Annotated in this window: 25 protein-coding genes; 5 read left to right on the plus strand and 20 right to left on the minus strand. The window is 57.5% G+C overall.

Going from position 1 to position 25,172, the window contains the following annotated elements; translation table 11 throughout:
- Window positions 1-24: 24 nt before the first annotated feature.
- From gntR to AC4OVU_RS20570, 3 genes are all read right to left on the minus strand, one after another.
- Window positions 25-1,020: a gluconate operon transcriptional repressor GntR gene (gntR, locus tag AC4OVU_RS20560; protein ID WP_003861567.1), complete on the minus strand. Its 996-nt coding sequence runs from the start codon at window positions 1,018-1,020 to the stop codon at window positions 25-27.
- 91 nt (window positions 1,021-1,111) lie between these two features.
- Window positions 1,112-1,807, minus strand: coding sequence for a pirin family protein (locus AC4OVU_RS20565; protein ID WP_003861565.1), 696 nt, complete (start codon window positions 1,805-1,807; stop codon window positions 1,112-1,114).
- A gap of 123 nt (window positions 1,808-1,930) precedes the next feature.
- Window positions 1,931-2,968: an oxidoreductase gene (locus AC4OVU_RS20570; protein WP_047718145.1), complete on the minus strand. Its 1,038-nt coding sequence runs from the start codon at window positions 2,966-2,968 to the stop codon at window positions 1,931-1,933.
- A gap of 309 nt (window positions 2,969-3,277) precedes the next feature.
- Here AC4OVU_RS20570 and yhhY point away from each other — a divergent pair, with 309 nt between their 5' ends.
- Complete coding sequence (yhhY, locus tag AC4OVU_RS20575) at window positions 3,278-3,766, plus strand: N-acetyltransferase (RefSeq protein ID WP_015571463.1); 489 nt, start codon at window positions 3,278-3,280, stop codon at window positions 3,764-3,766.
- A gap of 87 nt (window positions 3,767-3,853) precedes the next feature.
- Here yhhY and ggt read toward each other — a convergent pair whose 3' ends face one another.
- Window positions 3,854-5,599 (minus strand): gamma-glutamyltransferase, encoded by a 1,746-nt coding sequence (ggt, locus tag AC4OVU_RS20580; RefSeq protein ID WP_072203352.1) that lies wholly within the window; start codon window positions 5,597-5,599, stop codon window positions 3,854-3,856.
- Between the two features lie 122 nt (window positions 5,600-5,721).
- On the opposite strand from ggt, the gene AC4OVU_RS20585 reads away from it, so the two are divergent.
- Window positions 5,722-6,093: a DUF2756 family protein gene (locus tag AC4OVU_RS20585; RefSeq protein ID WP_017384131.1), complete on the plus strand. Its 372-nt coding sequence runs from the start codon at window positions 5,722-5,724 to the stop codon at window positions 6,091-6,093.
- Here the strand turns inward: AC4OVU_RS20585 and ugpQ are convergent.
- The 10 genes from ugpQ to livK form a co-directional block, all read right to left on the minus strand.
- Window positions 6,083-6,823: a glycerophosphodiester phosphodiesterase gene (ugpQ, locus tag AC4OVU_RS20590; protein ID WP_110292457.1), complete on the minus strand. Its 741-nt coding sequence runs from the start codon at window positions 6,821-6,823 to the stop codon at window positions 6,083-6,085. The genes AC4OVU_RS20585 and ugpQ overlap by 11 nt on opposite strands.
- On the minus strand, window positions 6,820-7,890 hold the full coding sequence (locus AC4OVU_RS20595; RefSeq protein ID WP_110292456.1) for a sn-glycerol-3-phosphate import ATP-binding protein UgpC: 1,071 nt from the start codon (window positions 7,888-7,890) through the stop codon (window positions 6,820-6,822). Before AC4OVU_RS20595 ends, ugpQ begins: the two co-directional genes overlap by 4 nt.
- Window position 7,891: 1 nt before the next feature.
- Entirely contained in the window at window positions 7,892-8,737 is an 846-nt protein-coding gene (gene ugpE / locus AC4OVU_RS20600; RefSeq protein WP_015571468.1) for a sn-glycerol-3-phosphate ABC transporter permease UgpE, read from the minus strand.
- Window positions 8,734-9,621, minus strand: coding sequence for a sn-glycerol-3-phosphate ABC transporter permease UgpA (gene ugpA / locus AC4OVU_RS20605; protein WP_003861551.1), 888 nt, complete (start codon window positions 9,619-9,621; stop codon window positions 8,734-8,736). Before ugpA ends, ugpE begins: the two co-directional genes overlap by 4 nt.
- A 157-nt stretch (window positions 9,622-9,778) precedes the next feature.
- Complete coding sequence (gene ugpB, locus AC4OVU_RS20610; RefSeq protein WP_045333883.1) at window positions 9,779-11,095, minus strand: sn-glycerol-3-phosphate ABC transporter substrate-binding protein UgpB; 1,317 nt, start codon at window positions 11,093-11,095, stop codon at window positions 9,779-9,781.
- A gap of 247 nt (window positions 11,096-11,342) precedes the next feature.
- Window positions 11,343-12,056 carry a high-affinity branched-chain amino acid ABC transporter ATP-binding protein LivF gene (livF, locus tag AC4OVU_RS20615; RefSeq protein ID WP_015571469.1) on the minus strand — a complete coding sequence of 238 codons (714 nt, stop codon included), beginning with the start codon at window positions 12,054-12,056 and terminating at the stop codon, window positions 11,343-11,345.
- 1 nt (window position 12,057) lies between these two features.
- Window positions 12,058-12,822 (minus strand): high-affinity branched-chain amino acid ABC transporter ATP-binding protein LivG, encoded by a 765-nt coding sequence (livG, locus tag AC4OVU_RS20620; protein ID WP_003861544.1) that lies wholly within the window; start codon window positions 12,820-12,822, stop codon window positions 12,058-12,060.
- Entirely contained in the window at window positions 12,819-14,096 is a 1,278-nt protein-coding gene (locus tag AC4OVU_RS20625) for a high-affinity branched-chain amino acid ABC transporter permease LivM (RefSeq protein WP_003861542.1), read from the minus strand. The genes livG and AC4OVU_RS20625 overlap by 4 nt, the downstream gene beginning before the upstream one ends.
- Entirely contained in the window at window positions 14,093-15,019 is a 927-nt protein-coding gene (gene livH / locus AC4OVU_RS20630) for a high-affinity branched-chain amino acid ABC transporter permease LivH (protein ID WP_015571470.1), read from the minus strand. The genes AC4OVU_RS20625 and livH overlap by 4 nt, the downstream gene beginning before the upstream one ends.
- Before the next feature lie 46 nt (window positions 15,020-15,065).
- Window positions 15,066-16,175 carry a high-affinity branched-chain amino acid ABC transporter substrate-binding protein LivK gene (gene livK / locus AC4OVU_RS20635; RefSeq protein ID WP_023295547.1) on the minus strand — a complete coding sequence of 370 codons (1,110 nt, stop codon included), beginning with the start codon at window positions 16,173-16,175 and terminating at the stop codon, window positions 15,066-15,068.
- A gap of 424 nt (window positions 16,176-16,599) precedes the next feature.
- On the opposite strand from livK, the gene panM reads away from it, so the two are divergent.
- Entirely contained in the window at window positions 16,600-16,983 is a 384-nt protein-coding gene (gene panM / locus AC4OVU_RS20640) for an aspartate 1-decarboxylase autocleavage activator PanM (RefSeq protein ID WP_015571473.1), read from the plus strand.
- A gap of 162 nt (window positions 16,984-17,145) precedes the next feature.
- On the opposite strand, the gene livJ is transcribed toward panM, so the two are convergent.
- The 6 genes from livJ to ftsY form a co-directional block, all read right to left on the minus strand.
- Complete coding sequence (gene livJ, locus AC4OVU_RS20645) at window positions 17,146-18,246, minus strand: branched chain amino acid ABC transporter substrate-binding protein LivJ (protein WP_015571474.1); 1,101 nt, start codon at window positions 18,244-18,246, stop codon at window positions 17,146-17,148.
- A 197-nt stretch (window positions 18,247-18,443) separates the two neighbouring features.
- Window positions 18,444-19,709, minus strand: a complete 1,266-nt coding sequence (locus AC4OVU_RS20650; protein WP_017384127.1) for a 4-aminobutyrate--2-oxoglutarate transaminase — start codon at window positions 19,707-19,709, stop codon at window positions 18,444-18,446.
- A 136-nt stretch (window positions 19,710-19,845) separates the two neighbouring features.
- A complete protein-coding gene (rpoH, locus tag AC4OVU_RS20655) occupies window positions 19,846-20,703 on the minus strand; it encodes an RNA polymerase sigma factor RpoH (RefSeq protein ID WP_000159624.1) in 858 nt (285 codons plus the stop codon).
- A gap of 250 nt (window positions 20,704-20,953) precedes the next feature.
- Entirely contained in the window at window positions 20,954-22,009 is a 1,056-nt protein-coding gene (gene ftsX / locus AC4OVU_RS20660; protein WP_017384126.1) for a permease-like cell division protein FtsX, read from the minus strand.
- The gene (ftsE, locus tag AC4OVU_RS20665; RefSeq protein ID WP_006812284.1) at window positions 22,002-22,667 is read right to left on the minus strand and encodes a cell division ATP-binding protein FtsE; all 666 of its coding nucleotides are present in this window, start codon (window positions 22,665-22,667) and stop codon (window positions 22,002-22,004) included. Before ftsE ends, ftsX begins: the two co-directional genes overlap by 8 nt.
- Window positions 22,668-22,669: 2 nt before the next feature.
- Window positions 22,670-24,130, minus strand: coding sequence for a signal recognition particle-docking protein FtsY (gene ftsY / locus AC4OVU_RS20670; RefSeq protein ID WP_015571476.1), 1,461 nt, complete (start codon window positions 24,128-24,130; stop codon window positions 22,670-22,672).
- Between the two features lie 127 nt (window positions 24,131-24,257).
- Between ftsY and rsmD the strand changes: the two genes are divergently transcribed.
- Window positions 24,258-24,860: a 16S rRNA (guanine(966)-N(2))-methyltransferase gene (gene rsmD / locus AC4OVU_RS20675; protein WP_015571477.1), complete on the plus strand. Its 603-nt coding sequence runs from the start codon at window positions 24,258-24,260 to the stop codon at window positions 24,858-24,860.
- Window positions 24,844-25,125 carry a DUF1145 family protein gene (locus AC4OVU_RS20680; RefSeq protein ID WP_017384124.1) on the plus strand — a complete coding sequence of 94 codons (282 nt, stop codon included), beginning with the start codon at window positions 24,844-24,846 and terminating at the stop codon, window positions 25,123-25,125. The genes rsmD and AC4OVU_RS20680 overlap by 17 nt, the downstream gene beginning before the upstream one ends.
- The last annotated feature ends 47 nt before the right edge of the window (window positions 25,126-25,172 follow it).

Genomic DNA, 25,172 nt, shown 5'->3' on the forward strand with positions numbered 1-25,172 from the left:
GTGAGCTACTTCAAATTTGTCGGATTAAATAGATCCACCTGGTGACAAGGTGAAACCTAAATCTAACATTTTAGGAGTAACTGCCTCACCACGAATGCGCGCCAGCAGGCGTTCTGCACCTATGCGGCCCATGCGTTCACGCGGGGTCAGGACGCTCGCCAGACGCGGCTCCATCACCTGGCCAATGTCGTGGCCGTGGAAGCCGGCAATCGCCATATCATCCGGGATCTTGAGCCCCAGACGCTGGCACTCAAACGCCGCGCCGACCGCAAGGTCATCGTTGGTGCAGAAAATACCGTCCAGTTGCGGATACTCGCGTCGCGCCTGACGCATCAGCTCAATACCCGACGTGTAAGAAGAAGATTGCTCCACCATCACGCTGTACGGGGTTAAACCGGCGTCGAGCATCGCCTGCTCATATCCCTTCTGTTTGATGATAGTACGTTCATCCAGACGCGCACCCAGATAGGCCACATGGCGATGACCACGGGCGATAATCGCAGCCGTCATCTGACGCGCCGCTTCAAAGTTATCGAACCCCACGGCGATATCGAGGCACGGCGACTGGCTGTCCATCAGTTCCACCACCGGAATGCCTGCCACTTCAATCATTTTCAGCGTGCGCGGGGTGTGAGTACGTTCCGTTAAAATCAGGCCGTCGATGTTCCAGGAAAGCATGGATTCAAGACGTTCCTCTTCCAGTTCCGGCTTGTACCCGTAGTGGGCGAGCATGGTCTGATAGCCAAACGCATCGGTGACGCTTTCAATGCCACGCAGCACTTCGGCGAATACCTGGTTGGTTAAGGAAGGAAGCAGGACGCCCACCGCACGGCTGGTTGCATTGGAGAGAATATCGGGCGCGCGGTTGGGGATATAACCCAGTTCATCAAGGGCGGCGGCAATCTTGCCACGCAACGCCACGGAAACCTGTTCCGGGTTACGTAAAAAACGGCTGACCGTCATTTTGGTCACACCGACGCGATCGGCGACATCCTGAAGTACGGGGCGTTTCTTTTTCATCGTCCTGAGAAATCTTGAAGTGAGAGATTTGCTCAGTTTATCACGGACAAAGCTCAACCTTCCCCGTTTAAAGGGAAGGTTGAGAAATTATTTAGACCGGCGGCAGGTCAAACAGCAGAATTTCACTTTCGCTGTCGGCATGCACGGAGAGCGCCTGCTCATCCCAGACTGCCAGGCCATCGGCGGTTGTCGCTTTGGTGCCGTTGATGGACACTTCACCTTTCACCACCTGGATCCACACGCGGCGGTTAGCGGCAATCTGGTGTACAGACTGTTCATCTTTCGCCAGCGCCCAACGGTACAGCTCCATATCCTGATGCACTTTCAGGGAACCTTCACGCGCATCCGGGGACAGCACCAGCTGTTTGCCCTGTTTCGCGTCGAAGCGGCGCTGCTCGTAGCGTGGCGTGATGCCGGTCTCTTCTGGAATGATCCAGATTTGATACAGGTGCAGTTTTTCCGTTTTGCTCGGGTTGTACTCAGAGTGACGCACCCCGGTACCCGCGCTCATAATCTGGAACTCGCCCGCCGGAACCTGCTCTTTGTTGCCCATGCTGTCCTGGTGCTCAACCGCCCCTTCCAGCACATAGGTCAGGATTTCCATGTCTTTGTGCGGGTGGGTACCGAAGCCCTGGCCTGCATCAATCACGTCGTCGTTAATCACGCGCAGTGCGGAGAAGCCCATAAAGTTCGGGTCGTAGTAGTCGGCAAACGAGAATGAATGCCATGAGTCCAGCCAGCCATGATTCGCGTGACCACGTTCGTTTGCTTTGCGTAAGTAGATCATTGTTTTCACCCTCAGTTCGTTTCGATGGAGTAAGTGTGGACGCAAACGCCCTGGGATCATAGAGGGTGAAAATTGACTCCTCTGTTCAAAAATTTAGAACAAGCGCAGAGGAGCCATTTTTGCTTATCTGGCGAGGGTTACCGTGGCAGGAGAAGCCTGTTCGAAGGCCCGTTCAAGGATTTCCAGGTTGGTCAGAACGTCAGATTCCTTGACATAATTCGGCGCGCCGGTGGCGAGGGTGTCATACAGCGCATCGTAGACGCGTCCATAGTCGCCCGTTTCCGGCTTCAGCTCTTCCCTGACCGTCAGGCCCTCGTCGTTCACGTACTCCAGCACGCCCACGGAATCATCTGCCGCAAAGCCCGGTTCACCCGGCATGATATTGGCCTTCAGGCTGGTCTCCTGTTGGTCAATACCGTACTTGATAAAGGAGCCTTTCTTGCCGTGAACGATAAATTTCGGGTAGTCGATTTTCACCAGATGGCTGGTTTTTACGATGGCTTTCAGGTCGCCGTAGAACAGCTGCGCTTCAAAGGTATCGTCCGGGTTGGCCTTATTGCGCAGGCTGCGGATGTCATACGCCACGTGGTCCGGGCGGCCAAACAAGGAGATGATCTGGTCCATGGTGTGCACACCGAGACCGTAGAAAGATCCGTCCTGCGGCAGTCCGGGCTGGGTTTCCGCCACCGGGCGGTAGTAATCGAAGTGGCTTTCGATTTCCACGATCTCGCCGAGTTTGCCGCTCTCAATTGCCTTTTTTGCAGTCAGAAAGCAGCTGTCAAAGCGACGGTTCTGATACGGCGTGACGGTCAGCCCTTTGCTTTTCGCCAGCGCGAACAGCTCCTTCGCTTCGGCGAGGGTCGGGGTGAACGGTTTTTCCACCAGCACGTTTTTACCCGCTTCCAGCGCGCGTTTCGCGTAGTCAAAGTGGCTGTCAGCGTGGGTACAGACCACCACCAGCTTCACCTGCGGGTCGTTAAGCACCTCATCAAGATCGCTGGTGAAATGAATATGGGAATACTGCGGAGACTGCTCTTCTGGCTTCGCGCGGCGGCGATAGATATGGGCCACGTGCCAGGTCTCTTTTCGGTTAAGAACATACGGAAGGTGGTAACGCGTGGTGCTTTTGCCAAATCCAATAAATGCACAATGTAGTGTCATGGCTCAGTCCTTTTGGAAGGTTACTGGGTTTTACCATAGCGCATGTTTTGCCCTCACCCCAGCCCTCTCCTACGGGGAAAGGGAGAAAAAGGGCAAAAAAAAGCCAGCGAGAAGCTGGCTAAAGTAATACTGGAAGCAATGTGAGCAATGTCGTGCTTTCAGGTTCCCGTAGAGGTCTTCCTGAATGCAGAGCAATAATAATCATTCTCATTCGCACTTGTCCAACACTTTTTGCAAAAAATAGCGATTGACTCAACTTTTAAAGTCACTGATGTTGGAAGGGACTTTTAACTGACTGAGGAACAAGGAATGAGTGAGATAGTGATACGCCACGCTGAACCGAAAGATTACGACGCCATTCGTCAGATCCACGCCCAGCCGGAGGTGTACCACAACACGCTACAGGTTCCTCATCCTTCAATGGAAATGTGGCAAATGCGGCTAGGCGAACAGCCGGGCATTAAACAGCTGGTTGCCTGCATTGATGATATCGTGGTCGGCCACCTCACCATTGATGTCGCCCAGCGACCACGCCGCAGCCACGTTGCCGATTTCGGTATCTGCGTTGGCGCGCAGTGGCATAACCGCGGCGTGGCCAGCGCGCTGATTCGCACCATGATCGATATGTGCGACAACTGGCTGCGCGTCGACCGCATCGAGTTAACGGTGTTTGTGGATAACGAACCGGCAATCGCGGTGTACAAAAAGCACGGGTTTGAGATTGAAGGCACCGGCAGGCGCTACGCCCTGCGCAACGGCGAATATGTGGACGCGTATTATATGGCGCGTATGAAGTAGTTTGTTGCCGGGTGGCGGCTTCGCCTTACCCGGCCTACGTGCATGCCATTGTAGGCCCGGTAAGCGCAGCGCCACCGGGCAAAAAAATCAATACCCCGCCGTCAAATCATCCACCGAACGCGGGTCCGATGCGCCAAACAGCGCCCCGTCCGGCCCGACCATAATGCTCTGGGTGCTGCCCATCGCCTCCTTCACCGCCACCTTCTGCCCGCGCTGCTCAAGCAGCTTAATGGTGTCCGGGCTAAAGCCCTTCTCGACGCGCAGCTCGTCCGGCAGCCACTGGTGGTGGAAACGCGGCGCATTAGTCGCTTCGGCGACGTTCATCCCAAAGTCGATGCTGTTCACCACCATTTGCAGCACGGTTGTGATAATCCGGCTCCCGCCAGGGCTGCCGGTCACCAGCCAGGTTTTGCCGTCTTTCACCACGATGGTGGGCGACATGGACGACAGCGGGCGCTTCTTCGGCCCGACCGCATTCGCATCGCCGCCGACCAGCCCGTAGACGTTCGGCACGCCCGGTTTGGCAGAGAAATCATCCATCTCGTTGTTCAGCAAAATGCCGCTGTTGCCCGCCACAATCCCGGTACCGAAGGTGGTGTTAAGCGTGTACGTCACCGCCACCGCGTTTCCGTCTTTGTCCACGACCGAGAAATGGGTGGTCTGGTTACTTTCGTACGGCGCCAGCTTGCCCGGGCGGATCTCGCTCGACGGCTTAGCCTTGTTGATGTCGATCTCGTCGGCAATCGATTTGGCATAGGCTTTGTTGGTCAGCGCCTGCCACGGCACCTTCACGAAGTCCGGATCGCCAAGGTATTCCGAGCGGTCAGCGTAGGCGCGCTTCTCCGCCTCCGCCATCACCTGCATGGCATCGGCGCTACCGAAGCCGAACTTGTGCATATCGAAGTTTTCCAGAATATTGAGGATCTGCACGATGTGAATCCCCCCGGAGGACGGCGGCGGCATGGAGAAGACCTCGTAGCCGCGATAGGTGCCGCTGATCGGCTCGCGCTCCACCGCCTTATATTCCGCCAGATCCGCTTTGGTGATCAGCCCGCCGTTCTTCTGCATCTCATCGGCAATCTGATCGGCAATCGGCCCCTTATAGAAGGCGTCCGGACCGTTTTCAGCAATCAGTTCGAGACTTTTTGCGAGGTTCTTCTGCACCAGCTTATCGCCCTTCTTCAGCGGCTCGCCGTCTTTCCAGAAGATAGCCTTGCTGTTCTCATGATTGGGAATGACTTCGCTGCCGTAGGTTTTGAGGTCGTCCGCCAGCGCGTCGTTGACGACGAAGCCGTCGCGCGCCAGCTTGATGGCAGGCTGCACCACTTTATTCAGCGGCAGCGTGCCGTATTTTTCCAGCGCCAGCGAGAAGCCCGCAACGGTGCCCGGCGTGCCGGAGGCAAGGTGCGAGGTCAGAGACTTTTTACTGTCCGGATTGCCCTGATCGTCGAGGAACATATCGCGGGAAGCCTGGTTCGGCGCCATCTCACGGAAGTCGATGGCCGTGGTTTTACCGTCTTTGGTGCGCAGCATCATAAACCCGCCGCCGCCCAGGTTCCCCGCCTGTGGATGCGTCACCGCCAGCGCATATCCCACCGCAACCGCCGCATCCACCGCGTTACCGCCCTGCTTAAGAATATCGACGCCCACCTGCGTTGCCAGCGCGTCAACCGAGGCCACCATGCCGTGCGTCGCCCGCACGGGGTGAAAAACATCCTCCTCCACGCCGTAAGAGACCGGAGGAGCGGCGGGCGGGTTGGCCGCCACGGTAAATGTGCCGCCTGCCATCAGCGCAGCGATGGCGACCCAGCGCAAAAAGGTTGGTTTCATCATTATTGTTCTCCAGGTGAAGGGGCCCATATTCCCCGCTTAAGCCTGGTTCACAACTCTTAAAAAATCATCGTTATGCCGGAATCAGGGTAAACTTAAGAGAAGCCTCAAAGGAGGAGATAACCATGAAACGATTACTGATCCTGACCGCGCTGCTTCCGTTCGCCGCGCTCGCACAGCCAATCAACACCCTGAACAACCCGAACCAGCCGGGCTACGTCATTCCGAGCCAGCAGCGTATGCAGACGGAGATGATGAGCCAGCAACAGCAGCAGAAAGGGATGCTCAATCAGCAGTTAAAAACGCAGACCCAGGTGCAGCAGCAGCACCTGCAAAACCAGATGAATACCAACACCCAGCGCGTGCAGCAGGGCCAGATGCGGGAGCAGCCGCTGCCAAACTCAAACGGTGGGATGTTAGGGGGCGGGGTGTCGCAAAGCAGCGGTCAGCAGCACATGCTGCCGACCCAGCAGAACGGCAGTATGCTTAATAAATAAAGTTCGGCCCAATCTGGTCAATCGTATCGGTACAGATGCTGTCCACGCCCCAGCGCAGCAGCTCGGCTGCACGCTGGGGTTTGTTGACGGTATACACCAGGATATGCAGACCGGCCTCCTTCAACAGCGTCACGCGCGCTTCATCCAGCAGCTTATGGTTGAGGTGGATCGACACGCAGCCTAAGCGGGTCGCCAGCGCGCGCCAGTCTTCTCGCCACTCATCCAGCAGCAGCCCGCGCGGCAACTCCGGAACGGCGGCCTGTGCGGCTTCCAGCGCGTCGATGTCAAACGACGATAACAGCGGCGCGGTCATCCCTTCCCACAGCTCGCGCGCGGCAAGGGCAATCACTTTACCCGTCAGCGGCCCGGTGCCGGTGGTCGGTTTGATTTCGATGTTGGCCATCATGCCGTGTTGACGACAGCGGTCCGCCACTTCCGCCAGCAGCGGCAGCGGTTCGCCTTTAAATTCGCCGCTGTACCAGCTACCGGCATCCACCTTCAGCAGGTCACGCCACGGCAGTTCGCCCGCCACGCCCCAGCCGTTGCTGGTGCGTTCGAGATTGTCGTCGTGCAGCAGGAAAATTTCGCCGTCCTTCGACAGCTTCGCGTCGAACTCGATCATCGTGTGGCCGTAGCGCGCGCCAACGTCAATTGCCGCCAGGGTGTTTTCCGGCGCCAGTTTACCGCCGCCACGGTGGGCGACGATGTGGGGGTAAGGCCAGTTGCTCATACTCGTTGTCCTGTTTCACCGTCAAATAAGTGCAGGTGATTTTCCGGCATATGCAGCCACAGCGTGCTGCCTGCCTTCGGGCGCTCCTGGTGCGGCAGACGCACCACCAGCTTTTGCTCGCCCCAGCGCCCGTGCGCCAGGTTGTCTGCGCCCAGCATCTCCAGCGTGTCCATCACCAGCGGCACGCCGCCGTCCGCCTGAGACGTCAAACCAATATGCTCCGGGCGGATACCGAGCGTCATCTTACGCCCGGCGTAGCCACGATAGTACCAGTTGATCGGCAACGCCATCCCGCTTTCCAGCTCGAAGTGGGTTCCCGCCGTATTGATCCGCCCGTCCAGCAGATTCATCGCCGGGCTGCCGATAAAGCTCGCCACAAAACGGCTGGCCGGTTTTTCGTAGACCTCCACCGGGGTGCCAATCTGCTCGGCGATGCCTTTGTTCATCACCATCACGCGCTGGGCGAGGGTCATGGCTTCAACCTGATCGTGAGTCACATAGAGGGACGTGGTTTTCAGGCGGCGATGCAGCTGCTGTAGCTCAAGGCGCATCTGCACGCGCAGTTTGGCGTCGAGGTTTGACAGCGGTTCGTCGAACAGGAATACCGCCGGGTCGCGCACGATGGCGCGCCCCATCGCCACGCGCTGACGCTGGCCACCGGAGAGCTCGCGCGGGCGGCGCTTAAGCAGGCCGTCAAGTTCCAGAATGCGCGCGGCCTCTTTCACACGCTCCGCGATATGGCCTTTGCCCATGCCGCGGATTTTCAGCCCCCAGGCCATGTTCTCTTCCACGCTCATGTGCGGATAGAGGGCGTAGTTCTGAAACACCATCGCGATACCGCGATCTTTGGGTTCCATCTCGGTGACGCGCTGGCGGTCAATCCAGATATCCCCGGATGTTACGCGCTCCAGCCCGGCCACCATACGCAGCAGGGTGGATTTTCCGCAGCCGGACGGGCCGACCATCACGATAAATTCCCCGTCCGCCACGTCGAGCGTCAGCGGCTGAATGACCTGGGTTTTACCGTCCCAGCTTTTGGTAACTGCCTGTAATTTTAAACCTGCCATCTTATTTCTCGCTATCGACCAGGCCGCGGACAAACGCGCGCTGCATGGCTAAAACAATGACTACGGGTGGGATAAGGGTGAGCAGCATCGCCGCCATCACCTGGTTCCAGAGGGTGGTGCCTTCGCCGGTGGCGATCATGCCTTTAATGCCTGCCACGGCGGTGCCGAGGTTGACGTCCTGAACGATCAGCAACGGCCACAGGTACTGGTTCCAGCCGTAGATAAAGGTGATCACAAACAGCGCCGCGAGGTTGGTTTTCGACAGCGGCAGCACGATGTCGCGGAAGAAGCGCATCGGCGAGGCCCCGTCGATGCGCGCGGCTTCAATCAACTCATCCGGCAGGGTCATAAAGAACTGGCGGAACAGGAAGGTGGCGGTCGCCGAGGCCATCAGCGGCAGGGTTAAGCCCGCGTAGCTGTCGAGCATCTTCAGGTTGGCGATCACCTCCACCGTCGGGAAGATACGCACCTCTACCGGCAGCATCAGGGTGATGAAAATCATCCAGAAAAACAGGTTACGCAGCGGAAAGCGGAACCAGACGATGGCGAACGCTGAGAGCATCGACACCGTAATTTTGCCGACGGTGATGCCAAACGCCATGATGAAGCTGTTGAGCATCATCAGCCAGAACGGCGCGCTGTTGGCGCCCACGCCCTGGGTCCAGATGGTCTTCATGTTCTCGAAAAGATGCCCGCCTGGGATCAGCGTCATCGGCGTGTCGAACACCGCTTTGGTGTCCAGCGTGGCGGCGACGAAGGCCACGTACAGTGGGAACAGGATGACGATAATCCCTAAAATCAGCATGGTATGGCTGAAAATCGTCAGCCCGCGACGGTTCTCAATCATTGGTAGCGCACCTTACTTTCGACATAGCGGAACTGCACCACCGTGAGGATGATGACGAGGAACATCAGCACCACCGACTGCGCGGCAGAAGCGGAGAGATCCAACCCCGCAAAGCCTTCGCGGTAGATCTTGTAGATCAGCGTGGTGGTCGCCTGCACCGGACCGCCTGCGGTCGCCGCGTCGATCACCGGGAAGGTGTCGAAGAAGGCGTACACCAGGTTCACCACCAGCAGGAAGAAACTCACCGGGGCGATCAGCGGCAGCGACAGCCGGAAGAAGCGGCGCACCGGCCCTGCACCGTCGATGGCGGCGGCCTCCACCAGCGAACGCGGGATAGACTGTAGCGCGGCAAAGAAAAACAGGAAGTTATAGCTGATCTGCTTCCACACCGAGGCGAACACCACCAGGAACATCGCCTGACCGCTGTTCTGGGCGTGGTTCCAGTCGTAGCCAAATTCGCCCAGGAAGTGGGTAATCAGCCCGCGCCCTGGGTTAAACAGGAAGATCCACAGCACGGCGGCCACGGCAGGAGCCACGGCGTAGGGCAGCAGCATCAGGGTCTGATACAGACGGCTGCCGCGCACCACGTAATCCACCAGCGCGGCGAAAAACAGCGACGCGACAAGACCGCTCACGGTGACCAGCGCACTGAATTTGATCGTCGTCCAGAAGGAGTCCAGGTAGTAGCTGTCGTGGAACAGCGCGGTAAAGTTGTCCAGCCCGACAAACTGGCTGGAAAGCCCGAACGGATCCACGCTTTGTACCGAGTACCACAGCGCTTCGCCCGCAGGCCAGATAAAGAAGATAACGGTGATGACCAGCTGCGGTGCGACCAACAGGTACGGCAGCCAGCGGGAACGGAACACCGGACGGGATGAGGACATTGAGATTAGGTTCCTGAACAATGCCGGGTGGCGGCTACGCCTTACCCGGCCTACAAATATTTCTCCCTCTCCCCGTGGGAGAGGGTTGGGGTGAGGGCATCAGCCCGCACGATCCCCGTAGGCCCGGATCGCTACGCGTCACCGGGCGAATCACGGATTACGATTTCGTCGACTGCTCAAAGCGGCGCAGCAGCTGATTTCCGCGCTCTACCGCAGAGTCCAGCGCCTGCTGTGGGGTTTTCTTACCGGTCCACACGCTTTCCAGCTCTTCATCCACGATGGTGCGGATCTGCGGCATGTTGCCCAGACGCAGGCCTTTGGTGAACGGCAACGGCGGCTTGTTCAGCATCTGGCGCGTCGCGATGTCCGCCCCTGGGTTTTTGCTATAGAAGCCCTGCTCGCGGGTCAGGTCGTACGCGGCTTTGGTGATCGGCAGATAGCCGGTCTTCTGGTGCCACTCGGCGGCGTTTTCCGGCTTCGCCAGGAAGTCGAGGAACTCGGCCACGCCTTTGTAGGTGCCGTTGTCTTTACCCTGCATCACCCACAGGCTCGCCCCGCCGATGATGGCGTTTTGCGGCGCGCCCTTCACGTCGGCGTCGTACGGCATCATGCCCACGCCGTAGTTGAATTTGGCATAGTGACGTATATCCGCCAGCGAGCCGGACGAGGCGGTGGTAATGGCACAGTCGCCGTTGTAGAACTTCTCGGTGGATTCGTCTTTACGCCCGAAGTAGCTGAAGTCGCCCTTCTTGTTGAGTGCTTCCAGCAGCGCGATGTGCTTCACCTGCTCCGGCTTGTTGAACTCCAGCACCGCGTCGGTACCGTCGAAGCCGTTATTTTGGGTGGCAACCGGCAGCCCGTGCCAGGCGCTGAAGTTTTCAATCTGGATCCAGCCCTGCCAGCCGCTGGCGTAGCCGCACTTCATCCCCGCCGCTTTCAGCTTCGCGGTGTACTCCGCCAGATCCTGCCAGGTTTTTGGCGGCTGCTCCGGATCTAAACCGGCTTTTTTGAAGGCGTCTTTGTTGTAGTACAGCACCGGCGTGGAGCTGTTAAACGGCTGGGACAGCAGGTGGCCGGTTCTGGAATCGGTGTAATAACCGGAGACGGTCGGTACGAACTGGGATTCATCGAAGTTAATGCCCGCTTCTTTGAACACTTCATAGACCGGCTTGATGGCTTTGGAGGCCATCATGGTGGCGGTGCCCACTTCATAAACCTGTAACAGCGCAGGCGCGTTACCGGTACGGAAGGCGGCGATGCCCGCGCTCAGGCTCTGCTCGTAGTTGCCTTTGTACACCGGCACAATTTTGTAATCCGGGTGGGTGTCGTTGAAACGCTGCGCCAGGGAGTCAACCTCTTTACCCAACTCCCCTTCCATGGAATGCCAGAACGGAATGGTGGTCACAGCCATTGCGTTCGTCGCAAAAGCCAGACCCAGTGCCAGACCCAAAGCTGTGTGTCGTAACGATGTCATTGTCATCTCTCTTATTGTGCCGGATGCGCGATATCACGCGTTTTATGCTCGCGAGGTAACATGACATGCTCGAATGACAGAAAAATAACTGTTTGTTTACAGATAAGTGACAGCCAGGCGTCAGGGGGATGATGGTTGTGTGAAGGGGGTTAATATGAAAAAAGCCGGGTGGCGGCTGCGCCTTGCCCGGCCTACATGGTATCCGTAGGCCCGGTAAGCGTAAGCGCCACCGGGCAATACAGACGGCTCAGCCGCCCAGGTACGCGCTCCGCACCGCTTCGTTCGCCAGCAGCGCATCGCCGGTATCGGAGAGCACCACGCGCCCGTTTTCCAGCACGTAGCCACGGTCAGCGAGCTTCAGCGCCTGGTTAGCGTTCTGCTCGACGAGGAAGATGGTCATCCCCTCTTTGCGCAGCTGCTCGATGGTGTCGAAAATCTGCTGGATAATGATCGGCGCAAGACCAAGCGACGGCTCGTCCAGCAGCAGCAGGCGCGGCTGGCTCATCAGCGCGCGGCCAATCGCCAGCATCTGCTGCTCGCCACCGGACATGGTGCCCGCTCGCTGAATACGACGCTCCCACAGGCGCGGGAAGAGTTCGTACACCCACTTGATGCGGGTCTGGAATTCATCCCGATGGGCGAAGAAACCGCCCATCGCCAGGTTCTCTTCCACCGTCATGCGGGAGAATACGCGGCGCCCTTCCGGGACAATCGCCACCGCTTCACGCATGATCTTAGCCGTCTGCCAGTCGGTAATATCTTTGCCGTCAAACACAATCCGCCCGCTGGTGGCGCGCGGGTCGCCGCACAGGGTGCCGAGCAGCGTGGTTTTACCCGCGCCGTTGGCGCCAATCAGGGTGACGATTTCGCCCTGATTGATGTGCAGGCTGACGTCGTGCAGCGCCTGGATCTTGCCGTAGTGCGCGTTGACCTTGTCGAACGTTAACATCGCTTTTTCCATCTTATGCCTCACCAAGGTATGCGCGGATCACGTCCGGGTTGTTGCGGATCTCTTCCGGCGTGCCGTTTGCCAGCGGCGTGCCCTGGTTTACCACGTAGATACGGTCCGAAATGCCCATCACCAGCTTCATGTCATGCTCAATCAGCAGGATGGTGGTGTCGTGATGGTCGCGCAGCTCGGCAATCAGCTCGTCCAGCTCTTTGGTCTCTTTCGGATTGAGACCTGCCGCTGGTTCGTCGAGCATCAGGATCTCCGGCTGGGTCACCATGCAGCGCACGATCTCAAGGCGACGCTGATCCCCGTAAGCGAGGTTGCTCGCCTGGCGGTTGGCGTGCTGGAGCAGGCCGATACGGTCGAGCCAGGTCGCGGCGCGGTCGAGCGCCTCCTCCTGCGTGCGGCGAAAGGCCGGGGTTTTCAGCAGGCCGGAGAACAGCCCGGTTTTCAGCTGCTGATGCTGTGCCACCAGCAGGTTCTCAATCACCGTCATCTCGCGGAACAGACGCACGTGCTGGAAGGTGCGCACCACGCCCATGCGGGCAATCTGCTGGCCCGGCAGCCCTTCAAGGTGCTGGTCGCGCAGCATGATGGTGCCGCCCGTCGGCTTGTAGAAGCCGGTCAAACAGTTAAAGACCGTGGTTTTTCCCGCGCCGTTCGGGCCAATCAGGGAGACAATCTCTTTCTTGTGCAGATCCAGATTCACATTGTTGACCGCCAGCAGGCCGCCAAAGCGCATCATCAGGCCGTTAACGGATAATAAAGGCTTCATGCCTGCTCTCCTTTCGCCTGTGTGCGTTTCAGCTTCAGCTGTGGACGGGTCATCGGCAGCAGACCCTGCGGACGCCAGATCATCATCAGCACCATCAAACCACCCAGCATTAACATGCTGTATTCGTTAAAGTCGCGCATCAGCTCGCGGGAGACCACCAGCAGGATAGCCGCGAGGATCACGGCGAACTGCGAGCCCATTCCGCCGAGCACCACAATCGCCAGCACAAAGGCGGATTCGGCAAAGGTGAACGATTCCGGGCTGACGAAGCCCTGACGTGCGGCAAACAGCGTCCCGGCGAAACCGGCAAACGCGGCGCTGATGGTAAATGCGGTCAGCTTGATGCGGGTCGGGTTCAGGCCCAGGGAGCGGCAGGCGATTTCATCTTCGCGCAGCGCTTCCCAGGCGCGGCCCAGCGGCATGCGCAGCAGACGGTTGATCACGAACAGGGTAATCACCACCAGCAGCAGCGCCACCAGATAGAGCCAGATCACGCGGTCGGACGGATCGTACTTGATGCCAAAGAAATTGCTGAAGGTATCCCAGCCGCCTTCACGGGCGGTACGGCTGAACTCCAGGCCGAAGAAGGTCGGTTTCGGGATCTGGCTGATGCCGTTCGGACCGCCGGTCACTTCGGTATTGTTGAGCAGCAGAATACGGACGATTTCGCCGAAGCCTAAGGTCACAATCGCCAGATAGTCACCGCGCAGGCGCAGCACCGGGAAGCCGAGCAGGAAGCCCGCCGCGGCAGAGACCAGCCCCGCCAGCGGCAGACAGGTCCAGAAGCCGAGGCCGTAATAGTGGTTCAGCAGCGCGAAGGTGTACGCGCCGATGGCGTAGAACCCGCCGTAGCCCAGCACCAGCAGGCCAGACAGCCCCACCACCACGTTCAGACCGAGCCCCAGAATCACGTAGATCATGGTCAGGGTGGCAATATCCACCGTCCCGCGCGAGACCATAAACGGCCACGCCACGGCAGCCACCAGCAGCGCCACAAGGAACAGCTTCTGTTTCACCGTTGTACCGTCGATCGCCGGCAGGACGAATTTCGGCCCGGAGACGTTTTTCAGCGTCTTCTGGAACAGCGGACGCAACAGCTGGAACAGGAACACCACAGCGGTGCCGATAAACACCCACTGCCAGCGGATGTCGGGAGCGGTATCCACCACCAGCTTCGTGCCGTCCAGTCCTAACTGGACGCCCATAAAGACGCCCGCCAGGACGAAGAACATGGCGGCAGAGAGCAGCGCCATCGCAAAATGCATCGGTTTCATACTTTCTCTACCTCCGGACGGCCCAGAATACCGGTAGGCATGACCAGCAGCACCAGAATCAGCAGGGCAAACGACACCACATCTTTATATTCGGTGCTCAGGTACGCCGAGGAGAGCGCTTCGGCCACGCCCAGGATCAGGCCGCCGATCATCGCGCCCGGAATGCTGCCGATGCCGCCCAGTACCGCCGCGGTGAAGGCTTTCATCCCGGCCATAAAGCCGATGTACGGGTTGATTACGCCGTAGAACTGGCCGAGCAACACGCCAGCCACCGCCGCCATCGCTGCGCCGATCACGAAGGTCAGGGCAATCACGCGGTCGGTGTTAATCCCGAGCAGGCTCGCCATCTTCAGATCTTCCGCGCAGGCGCGGCAGGCGCGTCCCATGCGGGAGTAGCGGATGAACAGGGTCAGGGCCAGCATGGCAATAAAGGTCACAACCCAGATAACCAGCTGCATGGTGGTGATGGTGGCAGAGAAGTTTTCGCTGGCCCCCACAATCCACTGGCCGTTAAACAGGCTTGGCAGCGCCACGTCGCGTGAACCTTCGGTCAGGCTGACGTAGTTTTGCAGGAAAATGGACATACCGATGGCGGAGATCAGCGCGATCAGGCGTTTGGAGCTGCGCACCGGCCGGTAGGCCACCCGTTCAATACTCCAGCCGTAGGCGCTGGCGATCACAATCGCGCCGACAAACCCGGCGGCCACCAGCAGCCAGCTGCTGTCGATGCCCATCATCATCAGCGCGGCGATAATCATAAAGGAGACGTAGCTACCGATCATGTACACCTCGCCGTGGGCGAAGTTGATCATGCCGATAATGCCGTAAACCATCGTGTAGCCGATGGCGATCAGCGCGTAGGTGCTTCCCAGCGTGACGCCGTTAAACATCTGCTGCAAGAAGTAGAGAAACTGCTCGGACATAAGAAAACCTTTTTATACCCGCCCGGTGAGCCGGGCGGTGGGATGATTATTTGGCGACCGAGGAAGACCCGTCGGCGTGCCACTTAAAGACACCAAACTCAAATCCCTTCAGATCGCCTTTCTCATCCCAGTTCAGCGGCCCAATCACGGTGTTCGCCCCGTGTGCTTTTAAATCTTTCACCAGATCCAGCGGCTCTTTACTGCCGGTACGGTCCAGCGCGGTGGCCAGAGACTGCACGGCCGCGTAGGTGATCCAGACGTACGGACCGCTCGGATCTTTCTTCTGCGCCTTGAGCGCATCCACGATAGCCTTATTCGCCGGATCCTGGTCATAGCGTTTTGGCATCGTCACCAGCATGCCTTCGGCAGAATCGCCCGCGATGTTGGACAGGGAGGCATTACCGACGCCCTCTGGCCCCATAAACTGGGTTTTCAGGCCGGTGGCGCGCGCCTGGCGCAGCATCTGCCCCATTTCCGGGTAGTAGCCGCCGTAGTAAACGAAGTCGATATTCTCTTTTTGCAGGCGGGCGATCAGCGCGGAGAAGTCTTTCTCACCAGCGGTAATGCCGTCGAAGAAGACGATGTTTGCGCCGCCTTTTTTCAGGCCATCCTGCACGGAACGCGCCAGGCCTTCGCCGTACTGCTGCTTATCATGAATGATGGCGATACGCTGCGGCTTAACGGTTTCGAGGATGTATTTGGCGGCGGTTGGCCCCTGAGAGGAGTCCAGACCGGCGGTACGCATGATGTGCTGGTAGCCGCGCTGGGTCAGTTCCGGGTTGGTGGCACCCGGGGTGATCATCAGAATGCCTTCGTCTTCGTAGATATCAGACGCAGGCTGCGTGGAGGAAGAACACAGGTGCCCGATGACGTACTGGATACCGTCGTTAACGATTTTGTTGGCGACCGCGACGGCCTGTTTAGGATCGCAGGCGTCGTCATACTCCACGCCTACCAGCTTGTCGCCTTTGATGCCGCCTTTGGCGTTGATATCTTTGATGGCCTGACGCGCGCCGTTGAACTCCATGTCACCCCACTGGGCAACAGGGCCGGACATCGCCCCCACTACCGCAACTTTAATGTCGTCTGCCATAGCGGCATGCGAGATCGACAGTGCGACCATCCCCGCGATTAACGTCTTCGCGTTCCTTTTCATCTCTGAATCCCCATTCGTGATGTCATGTTTATATTTTGTTTTATTATGGTTAAAAAGCATTCTGTACTTTTTATGAACAACGCTATTTTTACCAGTGCCTTTAATGGTTTAGCGCAGTTTTTTGTCAAAAACCAGACTAAAATCTCTATTTTTCAGGCGATTAAGCAAAGATAATATTCTGAAATTAGGCGGAGATAAACAAATAAAAGCGCGGTTTGCAGCATAAAATAACGGTACAAAGCGCCGAATAAATCACTGCCCTTCAGGTTAAAATTCTGCTTATTTTTCGATCCATGTGTTTTCAAACTGCCCATCGCGCTGCCAAAAAACTAATCACCTGGTAAATGGGAAGAAAAAGAGAAAGTGCCTGAGCAAATAAATTGAGTACACTGGCCCTACTCTTTTTGATTTGGACAAGCAGCTAATGAAACTGACTATCGTGCGTCTGGTGACCTTTAGCGACCAGGATCGTATCGACCTGGGCAAGATCTGGCCGGAATATTCCCCTTCATCGCTGGCCGTCGATGAAAACCACCGCATCTATGCCGCGCGTTTTAATGAACGTCTGCTGGCCGCCGTCCGCGTAACGCTGAGCGGCACGGAAGGGGCGCTGGACTCCCTGCGCGTGCGCGACGTGACCCGTCGTCGCGGGGTCGGGCAGTATTTGATTGAAGAGGTGATCCGCGAAAACCCGAGCGTAACCTCCTGGTGGATGGCCGACGTGGGCGTAGAGGATCGCGGCGTGATGGCGGCGTTTATGCAGGCGTTGGGATTTACGGCGCAGGCGAACGGGTGGGAGAAGCGCTAAAAGAAAGCCGGGTGGCGGCTGCGAGGTGCTCATAGTAGGCCCGGTAAGCGAAGCGCCACCGGGCAAAAGAGGGCTGAGCGGGCTGATGCCCTCACCCCGGCCCTCTCCCACGGGGAGAGGGAGAAAACATTAAAAAAGGCAACTTGCGTTGCCTTTTTGCGTTTATTTTGCGTCAGTCGCCGTGCCGTTGGCATGCCAGTCAAACACGCCGAACTCGAAGCCCTTCAAATCGCCCTTCTCATCCCAGGACAGCGGCCCCATCACGGTTTCCACCGAGTTCGCTTTCAGCCAGGTGGCAATCTCCGCCGGATCGGCTGACTGGTTCAGGCCCGCTTGCAGAGACTGCAACGCTGCGTAGGTGGTCCAGACGAACGCACCACTTGGATCCTGTTTCTTCGCCTTGATGGCATCGACAACAGGTTTGTTCGCAGGCACCTGGTCGTAGTTCTTCGGTTTGGTCACCAGCAGCCCTTCAGCGGATTCACCCGCGATATTAGACAGTGAAACGTTCGCGACACCTTCTGGCCCCATGAACTGCGTCTTCAGACCCGCCGCACGCGCCTGGCGCAGGATCTGCCCCATTTCCGGGTGGTAGCCGCCGTAGTAAACGAAATCGATATTTTCTTTCTTCAGACGCGCGACCAGGGTCGAGAAGTCTTTCTCACCGGCGGTGATACCGTCAAAGAACACCACGTTGGCGTTCGCTTTTTTCAGGTTATCCTGCACCGCACGGGCCAGGCCTTCGCCGTACTGCTGTTTGTCATGAACAATCGCGATGCGCTGCGGCTTCACTTTTTCCACGATGTATTTCGCGGCGGTTGGCCCCTGATCGGAGTCCAGACCGGTGGTACGCAGGATCAGCTTATAGCCGCGCGCGGTCAGCTCTGGCGCCGTCGCGGCCGGCGTGATCATCAGAATGCCTTCGTCTTCGTAGATGTCAGACGCGGGCTGGGTGGAAGAGGAGCACAGGTGACCGATAACGTATTTAATCCCGTCGTTGACCACTTTGTTCGCCACCGCGACCGCCTGTTTCGGGTCACAGGCATCGTCATATTTTACGATTTGCAGCTTTTCGCCCTTGATGCCGCCCTTAGCATTAATGTCTGCAACCGCCTGTTCCGCGCCGGTAAATTCCTGGTCGCCGTACTGTGCTACCGGACCGGACATCGCGCCCACCACGGCCACTTTAATATCGGCCTGGGCCATAGTGCTGAATGCCAACGCGATACATCCTGCCAGTAACGCTTTACCCTTCATGTTCATCCTGAGATTCCCCATTATTATGGTTATAACGATTGTTGTGATGTTGTTGTGTAGCGCTTTATTTCAGTTATAGGCGTGCTGTTCGCGCTTTTTCAGCATACTCTGCTAAAACATACCCCATTTTTATGATTTTGGAATAGCTAATTTGAAATGAAAATATGATAAGCCCAACTGTCATTTCAGCCGGGCTTTTGGCTTTATCGTGTCAGCGAGGCGGAAATAATATCCAGCGCTTTACGGAACTGCGCTTCGGGGATGGTGAGCGGGTAGAGGAAGCGAATAACGTTGCCGTAAACGCCGCAGCTCAAAAGCAGCAGCCCTTCGTTCAACGCGCGCTCCTGAACCTGACGGGTAAATTCGGGCGACGGCTGTCCGGTTTGCGGATCGGTAAATTCTACCGCCACCATCGAGCCCTGCCCACGGATATCGGCGATATACGGACAGCCATCCTTCGCTTTATTCAGCACCTCGACCAGATGATGCCCGAGATGCGCCGCGCGGGTGCAGAGATCGTCCTCGTCAATCACATCCAGCACCGCATGGGCCGCCGCAATCGCCAGCGGGTTACCCGCGTAGGTTCCGCCCAGCCCGCCCGGGGCGGGCGCATCCATCACCTCCGCCCGGCCAGAGACGGCAGAGAGCGGCATCCCGCCCGCCAGGCTTTTCGCCATGGTGATCAGATCGGGCTTCACGCAGTGGTTTTCCATGGAGAACAGCTTGCCGGTACGGGCGAAGCCGGTTTGCACTTCGTCGGCAATCAGTAAAATCCCGTGGGTATCGCACAGGGCACGCAGCGCCTGCATAAAATCAGCGGGCGCGACGTTGAACCCGCCCTCGCCCTGAACCGGTTCAATAATGATTGCCGCCACCTGATCGGGCGCGATATCGGCTTTGAAGATGCGCTCCAGGCTTTTTAGCGCTTCGGCGGTACTAACCCCGTGCAGGCTGTTGGGGAATTGCGCGTGGTACACCGAGCCGGGGAACGGGCCGAAGCCGAGCTTATAGGGCGCCACTTTGCCGGTCATCGCCATGGTCATAAAGGTACGGCCGTGGAACGCGCCGCCGAAGGTGATAAGGCCGGGACGTCTGGTGTACGCGCGGGCGATTTTCACCGCGTTTTCGACCGCTTCCGCCCCCGTTGAGAAGAAGGCGGTTTTGGCTGGCCCCTCTATGGGTACGCGCTGGTTGATGCGCTCGGCAAGCGCCACATAACCTTCATAGGGGACGATTTGATAAGCGGTATGGGTAAAGGCGTGAAGCTGTTTTTCGATGGCGGCGATAACTTTAGGATGACGATGCCCGGTATTCAGCACGGCGATCCCGGCGGCAAAATCAATATACTCGTTACCTTCCACGTCCCACACCGTGGCGTTTTCGGCTTTATCGGCATAGAAGTTACACATGACGCCGATACCGCGCGGCGTCGCCTGTAAACGCCGGTCGTTCAGTTCGTTATTTTTCACCCTGTCACCCTCTGAAAGTCGCCTGCTTAGCGCATCAGTAAGTGTTTGCCAGGGGGAAGAAATTCGCCAGAGCGGGCGCTAAAAAAACAAAACCCCCGAATTTGCATTCGAGGGTTCTCGGTGTACTTCGCGGAAATTACGCTTCGATAGCGGCGCGAAGTTTTTTCATGGCGTTTTTCTCAAGCTGACGCACACGTTCAGCGGAGACGCCGTAGCGGTCGGCCAGTTCCTGCAACGTGGACTTGTTATCTTCGTCCAGCCAGCGGGCACGGATAATATCCTGGCTACGCTCGTCGAGGCCTTCCATCGCGAAGGTCAGCTTGTTCGCCGCCTGGTCTTCCCAGTTATCCTCTTCAATGCCGTCAGCAAAGTTAGAGGTTTTATCCTGTAGATACAGAACCGGGGCCATCGGCTGGCTGTCGGATGCGTCGTCGTCGGCAGACATATCAAACGTCATGTCCTGCGCGGCCATACGGGATTCCATCTCGCGGACGTCTTTGCTGGAAACGCCCAGCTCGCGCGCCACCATTTCCACTTCATCCTGATTGAACCAGCCCAGACGCTGCTTGGTTTTACGCAGGTTGAAGAACAGTTTGCGCTGCGCTTTCGTCGTGGCGACTTTCACAATACGCCAGTTACGCAGGACGTATTCGTGAATTTCCGCTTTGATCCAGTGCACGGCGAAGGAGACGAGTCGCACACCCACTTCCGGGTTAAAGCGACGTACCGCCTTCATCAGGCCAATGTTACCTTCCTGAATCAGGTCCGCCTGCGGCAGGCCGTAGCCCGCATAATTACGAGCAACGTGAACAACAAAGCGCAGGTGAGACAGGATCAGCGTTTTAGCTGCTTCCAGATCGCCCTGGTAATGCAGCTTTTCAGCAAGCTCCTTTTCTTCCTCAGCCGTTAACATCGGCCAGGTGTTCGCAGCCCGGATGTAAGATTCCAGGTTACCAACAGGGGCTAAAGCTAAAGTTTGCATTTCTTTGGTCATTCATTCCTCTCAATGTTTCTTCTGGTCCAGGTTGTCCCCGTCAGGCAACAACCATGCCAAAGCGTTTGAGCAACGAGATTAGCATTCACTCTTTTATCAGACAGTGATTTTATCCACAAGTTCCAGGTGCAACAGTGAATAAATTACGCACAAAATGTGACATGAAGATGATTACAGGGGAAGAGACAACAGGGACGCTTTCCCTGCAAGCGAACATCTCGGTGCAGGGAAAGATTATATCACGCTTTTATTAGTCGGGAGTAAAGTGGCGTAAATGTTGAACCGTTGCCAGCCATGCCGCCACCCAGCCGATCATGGAGCACACCAGCAGCAACAGCAGGCACTCATCGAACCCTAAGCCACTGATATCAAACTTAGTTCCGAAAACCTGCGCCACTTCAGTCACGGCAGACGACAGCCGCATCACCAAAATTTCTGACAATATCAATGAAAGAAATGCACCAGAAAAACCTAATAACGCGCCGCCGTAAAGGAACGGGCGGAGGATGAAACCATCCGTTGCGCCAATCAGTTTCTGCACGTTGATGGTATCGCGACGGGCGAAGATGCTCAGGCGCACGCTATTACCGATGACGAGGAACACCGCCGCCACCATCAGCACGCCGATCATCGCCGACACGCGTCCTACCAGCCCGGTCAGGGCGGCAAGACGGGCAAACCAGCTGTCGTCCATGCGCACTTCATCAATCCCGTTAATGCGGGTAATGCGGTCGCGCAGGGTGTTGAGCGAATCCGTGCCCTGGAAATCGAGTTTCGGGATCACCACCGCCACGGCGGGCAGCGGGTTCTCTTCAAGCATATCCAGCGCGCCGCCGAATCCGGACCAGTTGCGGAACTCACCCAGCGCTTCATCGCGGGAAAGATAGTTCACCTTCTCCACGCCCTGCTCGGCCTGAATCTGCCCCACCACCTGAGCCGCCGCGTTATCGTCGAGGGCTTTATCCAGATAAACGGTGATCTGCGGCGACGGATAGTACTGGGACGCCGCCTGGTTTACGTTTTTGTAAACCATGTAGCAGACGCTGGGCAGCGTCAGGGAGATGGCAATCACCATCACCGTCAGGAACGTCGCCAGCGGTTTGCTTTTCAGATCCTGCAACGCGCCCTGGAAGGCGTACCGCACCTGCTCGTTAAAGACGTTGGTTTTGCGGGAGTTCGGTTTCGGTGCCGCTTTGGCACGCTTAGGCGCATTGCGATTGCCGTCCCCGCCGCCCTGAGGCTTGCGGAAACGGTCAAACCGGTTGCTGAACTGCCGAATCTGGTTCATTGCATCACGCTTATTCACCGTGGCCTCCGTGCAAATGCCCGTCGCTCAGGGTCAGCATGCGGTACGAACGGCGGGAGATCAGCCCCATGTCGTGCGTCGCCATCAGTACCGTGACCCCCACGCGGTTAAATTCCTCAAACAGACGCAGGATCCCTTCAGAGAGAGCATCGTCCAGGTTACCGGTCGGTTCATCCGCCAGCAAAACGGCAGGCTTGTTCACTACCGCGCGGGCGATACCCACGCGCTGCTGCTCACCGCCGGAGAGCTGGATCGGGAAGTTCTTCGCTTTGTCCAGCAGCCCGACCTTATCCAGCGCCGCCGAAACGCGACGGCGGATATCATCGTAACTGGCGCCAGCAATAATCAGCGGGATCGCGACGTTATCGAAAACCGTGCGATCCATCAGCAGGTGGTGATCCTGGAAAATCATGCCAATCTGACGACGCAGGAACGGCACTTCACGGTTCTTAAGACGGCTAATTTCATGGCCGCTGAACCAGATTTTCCCGGCGCTTGGCCGCTCGATCCCACAGATCAGCTTGAGCAGGGTACTTTTCCCCGCGCCGGAATGGCCGGTCAGGAATGCCATCTCGCCTGGCTGGAGGTGGAATGTCACCCCCTGTAGCGCTTGTCTCCCGCCGAGATAGGCCTTGCTGACGTGTTCAAAGCGAATCATTGTTAGTCCTCTCGGGCAAATAGTGCCTCAATAAAGTCGTCCGCTTTAAACGGACGTAAATCCTCAATACGCTCGCCCACACCGATGTAACGGATAGGAATGCCGAACTGGTCGGCCACGGAGAAGATCACCCCGCCTTTCGCGGTCCCGTCCAGCTTGGTCAGCGCGATCCCGGTCAGTCCTACCGCTTCATGGAACAGTTTCGCCTGGCTGATGGCGTTCTGTCCGGTGCTGGCATCGATAGTCAGCATAATTTCATGCGGTGCATCTTCGTCCAGCTTCTTCATGACGCGAACGATTTTCTTCAGCTCTTCCATCAGGTGCGATTTGTTCTGCAAACGCCCTGCGGTATCCGCAATCAGCACGTCCACGTTACGCGACTTCGCCGCCTGGATGGCATCGAAAATCACGGACGCGGAATCCGCGCCGGTGTGCTGAGCAATAACCGGAATATTGTTGCGCTGGCCCCACACCTGAAGCTGTTCCACCGCTGCCGCACGGAAGGTATCGCCCGCCGCCAGCATCACCGATTTGCCCTGCTGCTCAAACTGGCGCGCCAGCTTGCCGATGGTGGTGGTTTTGCCCACGCCGTTGACGCCAACCATCAGGATAACAAACGGCATTTTGCCTTCAATATTAAGCGGTTCGTCAACTTTTGCGAGAATTTCACCCATCTCGTCTTTCAGCAGGCCGTACAGCGCCTCGGCGTCACGCAGCTGTTTGCGGCTCGCCCCTTCGGTCAGGTTGGCGATGATCTTCCGGGTGGTTTCCACGCCCACGTCCGCAATCAGCAGCTGCTCTTCCAGCTCCTCAAACAGATCGTCGTCGATCTTTTTGCCGCGGAACAGACTGATAAATCCGGAACCTAAGTTTTCTTTGGTTTTGAGCAGGCTGCGCTTCAGGCGCGCGAAGAAACCTTCTTTGGTCGGTTTTTCTTGCTCCTGAACGATCTCTTCTTCGGCCTGCGCTTCCACCGGCACGACGATGACCGCTTCTTCAGCCGCTTCCGCCGCCAGCGCCTGGGCTTCCAGCTCTTCGTCGGTCAACTCTGGCTCAAGGGCCGCTTCTTCTTCCACCGCCTCAACAATTTCAACGGTTTCCGCTTCGGCCTGCCACTCTTCGGCAGAAACCTCTTCAGCTTTCACCTCTTCCGGCAGCGGCAGCTCTTCGTGTTCGATAGTGGCCTGCGGCGCTTCGTTAAGGGTTTCAACGATAACCGGCTCTGGTTTTTCGCTCTCCTGAACCTGTTCAGTAACCTCAACCACCTCTTCGGCAAAGGATTCAATCTCTTCTTTGCTGTGGGCTGGCTCTTCCGCTTCGACAACCGCAGCGGTTTCGACAGGCGTTTCAGGCTGTGACGGCTCTTCTACAACCTGCTGTTCTTCGGTTTTCTGTTCTGTTTCTTGCTCTTTTTCACCGAAACCCAACCAGGAAAAGAAGCCACGTTTTTTTTGTTTTGCCATCTGCGACTACACTCCTCGCGGCGCTATATACAGGGAAGCTAAAAAAATGATGAAATAGTCTAACACTTTACTTAATTGACATCACCGCCCGCAATCGCAGGGCAATGGTTAACAGAGCTTTCCTGAGATGAAGAAACCCACCCGCGCCCCGGCCGGTCAAATTCGCATTATCGGCGGTCAGTGGCGAGGCCGGAAATTACCGGTGCCGGACAGCCCCGGTTTACGCCCCACCACGGACCGCGTTCGCGAGACGCTGTTTAACTGGCTCGCCCCGTCTATGGTAGACGCCAACTGCCTGGACTGCTTCGCCGGAAGCGGTGCATTGGGGCTGGAAGCGCTGTCGCGTTATGCCGCCAGCGCCACGCTGCTGGAGATGGAGCGCGGCGTCGCGCAGACATTGCAGCAAAATCTGGCTACGCTGAAGGCAACCAACGCGAAAGTGGTGAATACCAACACGCTGAGCTTCCTCGCCCAACAGGGGACGCCGTTCAACGTGGTGTTTGTTGACCCGCCGTTCCGTAAAGGGCTGCTGGAAGAGACATTATCGTTGCTGGAAAAAAATGGCTGGCTGGCAGACGACGCGCTGATTTACGTTGAAAGCGAAGTGGAAAATGGCCTGCCGCCCGTTCCCGTTCACTGGGATCTACACCGCGAGAAGGTCGCCGGCCAGGTGGCTTATCGTCTGTATCACCGTCAGGCACAAGGAGGATCCGATGCCAGTACTGATTAACGTAGGGCGCGTGCTGATGCTGTGCGTCTGGGCATTTTTGATTTTGAATCTGGTGCACCCGTTCCCGCGTCCGCTGAATATCTTTATTAACGTGGCGCTGATTTTTACCGCGTTCATGCATGCCTTGCAGATGGTGATGCTGAAAAACGGTCTGCCTAAAGATGGCCCACCGATGACCGGCTGGCAGCAGCTGCGGGTGTTTATTTTCGGCGTGTTTGAGCTGCTGGTGTGGATGAAGAAGTTTAAGGCGCAGGTGAAGAAGTAGGCCCCTCACCCTAACCCTCTCCCAAGGGGAGAGGGGACGATTACACC

The organism is Enterobacter sp. 6722112, from assembly GCF_058661685.1.

Excerpts from the sequence above, each read along its gene's own strand:
- gntR (WP_003861567.1), bottom strand. The coding sequence starts at position 1,020 with ATGAAAAAGAAACGCCCCGTACTTCAGGATGTCGCCGATCGCGTCGGT.
- AC4OVU_RS20565 (WP_003861565.1), bottom strand. The coding sequence starts at position 1,807 with ATGATCTACTTACGCAAAGCAAACGAACGTGGTCACGCGAATCATGGC.
- AC4OVU_RS20570 (WP_047718145.1), bottom strand. The coding sequence starts at position 2,968 with ATGACACTACATTGTGCATTTATTGGATTTGGCAAAAGCACCACGCGT.
- yhhY (WP_015571463.1), top strand. The coding sequence starts at position 3,278 with ATGAGTGAGATAGTGATACGCCACGCTGAACCGAAAGATTACGACGCC.
- ggt (WP_072203352.1), bottom strand. The coding sequence starts at position 5,599 with ATGATGAAACCAACCTTTTTGCGCTGGGTCGCCATCGCTGCGCTGATG.
- AC4OVU_RS20585 (WP_017384131.1), top strand. The coding sequence starts at position 5,722 with ATGAAACGATTACTGATCCTGACCGCGCTGCTTCCGTTCGCCGCGCTC.
- ugpQ (WP_110292457.1), bottom strand. The coding sequence starts at position 6,823 with ATGAGCAACTGGCCTTACCCCCACATCGTCGCCCACCGTGGCGGCGGT.
- AC4OVU_RS20595 (WP_110292456.1), bottom strand. The coding sequence starts at position 7,890 with ATGGCAGGTTTAAAATTACAGGCAGTTACCAAAAGCTGGGACGGTAAA.
- ugpE (WP_015571468.1), bottom strand. The coding sequence starts at position 8,737 with ATGATTGAGAACCGTCGCGGGCTGACGATTTTCAGCCATACCATGCTG.
- ugpA (WP_003861551.1), bottom strand. The coding sequence starts at position 9,621 with ATGTCCTCATCCCGTCCGGTGTTCCGTTCCCGCTGGCTGCCGTACCTG.
- ugpB (WP_045333883.1), bottom strand. The coding sequence starts at position 11,095 with ATGACATCGTTACGACACACAGCTTTGGGTCTGGCACTGGGTCTGGCT.
- livF (WP_015571469.1), bottom strand. The coding sequence starts at position 12,056 with ATGGAAAAAGCGATGTTAACGTTCGACAAGGTCAACGCGCACTACGGC.
- livG (WP_003861544.1), bottom strand. The coding sequence starts at position 12,822 with ATGAAGCCTTTATTATCCGTTAACGGCCTGATGATGCGCTTTGGCGGC.
- AC4OVU_RS20625 (WP_003861542.1), bottom strand. The coding sequence starts at position 14,096 with ATGAAACCGATGCATTTTGCGATGGCGCTGCTCTCTGCCGCCATGTTC.
- livH (WP_015571470.1), bottom strand. The coding sequence starts at position 15,019 with ATGTCCGAGCAGTTTCTCTACTTCTTGCAGCAGATGTTTAACGGCGTC.
- livK (WP_023295547.1), bottom strand. The coding sequence starts at position 16,175 with ATGAAAAGGAACGCGAAGACGTTAATCGCGGGGATGGTCGCACTGTCG.
- panM (WP_015571473.1), top strand. The coding sequence starts at position 16,600 with ATGAAACTGACTATCGTGCGTCTGGTGACCTTTAGCGACCAGGATCGT.
- livJ (WP_015571474.1), bottom strand. The coding sequence starts at position 18,246 with ATGAACATGAAGGGTAAAGCGTTACTGGCAGGATGTATCGCGTTGGCA.
- rpoH (WP_000159624.1), bottom strand. The coding sequence starts at position 20,703 with ATGACCAAAGAAATGCAAACTTTAGCTTTAGCCCCTGTTGGTAACCTG.
- ftsE (WP_006812284.1), bottom strand. The coding sequence starts at position 22,667 with ATGATTCGCTTTGAACACGTCAGCAAGGCCTATCTCGGCGGGAGACAA.
- ftsY (WP_015571476.1), bottom strand. The coding sequence starts at position 24,130 with ATGGCAAAACAAAAAAAACGTGGCTTCTTTTCCTGGTTGGGTTTCGGT.
- rsmD (WP_015571477.1), top strand. The coding sequence starts at position 24,258 with ATGAAGAAACCCACCCGCGCCCCGGCCGGTCAAATTCGCATTATCGGC.
- AC4OVU_RS20680 (WP_017384124.1), top strand. The coding sequence starts at position 24,844 with ATGCCAGTACTGATTAACGTAGGGCGCGTGCTGATGCTGTGCGTCTGG.